Genomic DNA, 3,161 nt, shown 5'->3' with positions numbered 1-3,161 from the left:
GCAGTGATCAGTCCCTGCAAAGACCGTCGTCGAAACAGGAAGCCCGCGTGAGAGCAAGGGAAGCCAAGCCAAGCCAAGCCCCATCCTCAAGTCAGGAGCCGAGATGGTTGTCTCGGTTCCTGACTAGGGTGGGGTAGTTCACGAGACATGTACACATTTATTTTATCAGTGTGTTTTTGAACCGAACCGACACAGATTAATTATTGGTTTGCAGTGCTCATAGTGATTATATCTGCGCTGTCTGTCATAGTAATTGCAACTGCGCCGAGAAGTTTTATTATACTACAAAAATACACCCACTAGTAACTGAATATGACGACCAGAGAGAAACGTAAGGATACAATCCGTGTTCTCCACGTTGATGATCAATTGGATTTTGCCGAGATGACGACAACCTTTCTGGAACGGGAAAACGACCGGTTCGATACTGAAATCGTCGCAAGTGCAAGCGACGGACTCGCTTGCCTCGCTGACTCGACATTCGATTGTATTATTTCTGATTACGATATGCCTCAGATCGATGGAATTGATTTTTTGGAAACTGTTCGGGACAAATATCCTGAGATGCCATTTATTCTGTACACAGGCAAAGGATCCGAAACAGTCGCTAGCGAAGCGATCTCTGCTGGAGTGACTGAGTATCTGCAGAAATCATCTGGACCCGAACAGTATGAACTGCTAGCTCATCGGATTACGAATGCTGTCGACCAATCACAGGCTGAACAACGGGTTCAACGAGAGCAACAACGATTTCAAACTCTGTTTAATCGTCTCTCACAGCCTACCGTGGAAGTTCAATATGAATCCGACGAGCCAATTGTGACTCACGTGAATTCGGCTTTTGAGGATGTGTTTGGATACGAAGCTAACACGCTCGTTGGTGACTCCCTTGACGCCCACATCGTTCCTGATGATCGAGTTGATGAAGCCGAAGCGATCAATCAATACGTACAATCAGGTGGTCGCCTCAAGTCTCGGAAGGTTGTCCGTGAGACGGTAAATGGTCTGCGTGAATTCCTCATTCAGAACGCTGTCTATAATAATGGTTCTGGTGGATTTGCTATCTATACAGATATTACAGATCGAAGTGAACGCAAGGAAACGCTCAAACGAAACCAAGATCTGCTACGACACACCGAACAGTTGGCTGATGTCGGTGGGTGGGAAGCTGACGTGGAAACGGGTGAGGCGCGTTGGACGCAAGGGACATACGCAATCCACGATATTGATCCTGATAGAGACTTTGAGCTATCACTTGAGACCGGAATCGAGTTTTGCCATCCGGATGATCAGGTGAAGATTGAACAAGCAGTGAATAACTGCCGTACCCACGGCGAATCGTTTGAAATTAAATTGAGACTCATTACCGCTGAGGATGAGCAAAAATGGGTACGTGCCACTGGCGAAGCTGTATCTGATGGCGATGAGATTATCAAAATCCGAGGTGCAATCCGTGATATCACACAACAGCACGAACGTCGCCAGCAACTTGAACAGATTGAGACGTTCTTCCAACACACACAGGATCATCTATTTTTGATCAATGTTGGCGAGGAATTTACAATTGAGCGACTCAACCAAGCTTGGGAAGATACACCAGGTATCTCAGTTGAGGGAAGTTGTGGACAGACAGTACAGGATGTGCTGGGTGAGAGACAAGCAAACAAGGTCAGACAAAAATATGAAAAATGTATCGAACAGCAGGAGACACTCGAATATGAAGAGCAAATCCGGTTTGGAGATGAATCTGCTCACTGGGAGACCAGAATCACACCAGTCGTTATTGACGGTGATGTTGAGTATATTGCCGGTGTAAGCCGTGATACTACTGAGCTCCAGAATAAAAAACAGGAATTGATACAATTGGAACAGCAATATCAGACATTGGTAGAGAACTTCCCTGATGGAGCGGTGTATCTGATTGATGAAAATTTTGAGTATGTCCGGTTTCGTGGTGATGCATTGGAGGAAATTGGTTTCTCACCTGCGGATTTTGAGGGTCACGTTCCACACGAGGTGTTTCCAGATGATATTGCGGATGAACTCTGCCAGCGATACGAGCAAGCGTTTGAGGGGACTGCGACCACTATTGAGCAGGCATACAGAGGTGAGCGATATCGAATTCGAATAACACCTGTGAGATTCAATGATGAAGACATCACTCACGTAATGGCAGTTGCACAGAACATCACCGAGTACTTCAAAGATAAACAAAGACTCCAGCGCCAGAATAACCGATTAGATGAGTTCGCAAGCGTCGTGAGTCATGACCTCCGCAATCCACTCTCTGTCGCAGAGGGAAATGTCGAACTCCTTCGTGAGGAGTGTGAGTGTAATAATAGCCGAATAAACAACATTGATTCAGCACTCACGCGGATGGAGGAGTTGATTAAAGACCTCCTGAAACTAGCCCGTTCAAACGAACAAACGGGGGATACAGAGTTAGTCAGCCTTGCCGAGTTGTCTCAGGACTGCTGGCAGAATGTTGAGACAACCGGCGCAACAATTCATATCGATATCACTGCCACACGGAGTGTCAGAGCGGATCCAAACCGTCTCGCACAGTTGTTAGAGAATCTGATGCGGAATGCGATCGAGCATGCAGATCAAGCTCAACATAGGGGCGGGGATGTGACAGTCACAATTGGTGAGCTTGAGGATGGATTTTATATTGAAGACGATGGAAGCGGAGTTCCTGCAGATGAGCGAAACAATGTATTCGAAGCGGGCTATACGACGACCAGCCAAGGCACTGGATTTGGACTCTCAATCGTGAAACAGGTCGTTGAAGCTCATGGATGGGAGATCTCTCTTAAAGAGGGGTCTGAGGGCGGAGCACGATTTGAAGTAACTCGAGTCGAATTAAATTAAGAGAGCATCCGGTCGCTCTGATGACCTCATTCTGTACTCTCTGCCGGTCATCCAGTAGAGTGAATCAACGAAGCCGTCTTGAGGGTCATGCATAATATAATATATCGACACATCTGATGATTCTGCTACGGTCACGCTCTCTCGGTATCAGTGTCATTTCCAAACAGGAGATGATGTTATAATTTTCTATGATCCCTATTATCAAAATGGAACGAAATACTGAACAAATCGATATTGAATCGATATTTGACCCGTTTAATTACATCGCTGAGATATACGCCACGCACCTG

At 46.3% G+C, this 3,161-nt stretch carries 1 protein-coding gene; it reads left to right on the top strand.

Going from position 1 to position 3,161, the window contains the following annotated elements; translation table 11 throughout:
- Positions 1–312 precede the first annotated feature (312 nt).
- On the top strand, positions 313–2,871 hold the full coding sequence (locus J07HQW2_RS02335; protein ID WP_021053651.1) for a hybrid sensor histidine kinase/response regulator: 2,559 nt from the start codon (positions 313–315) through the stop codon (positions 2,869–2,871).
- The last annotated feature ends 290 nt before the right edge of the window (positions 2,872–3,161 follow it).

Source organism: Haloquadratum walsbyi J07HQW2 (genome assembly GCF_000415985.1).
Taxonomy (GTDB): Archaea; Halobacteriota; Halobacteria; order Halobacteriales; family Haloferacaceae; genus Haloquadratum; species Haloquadratum walsbyi_B.
Note: the sequence above shows the minus strand (reverse complement) of the source record. Positions and strands in the feature narration are given on the sequence as shown.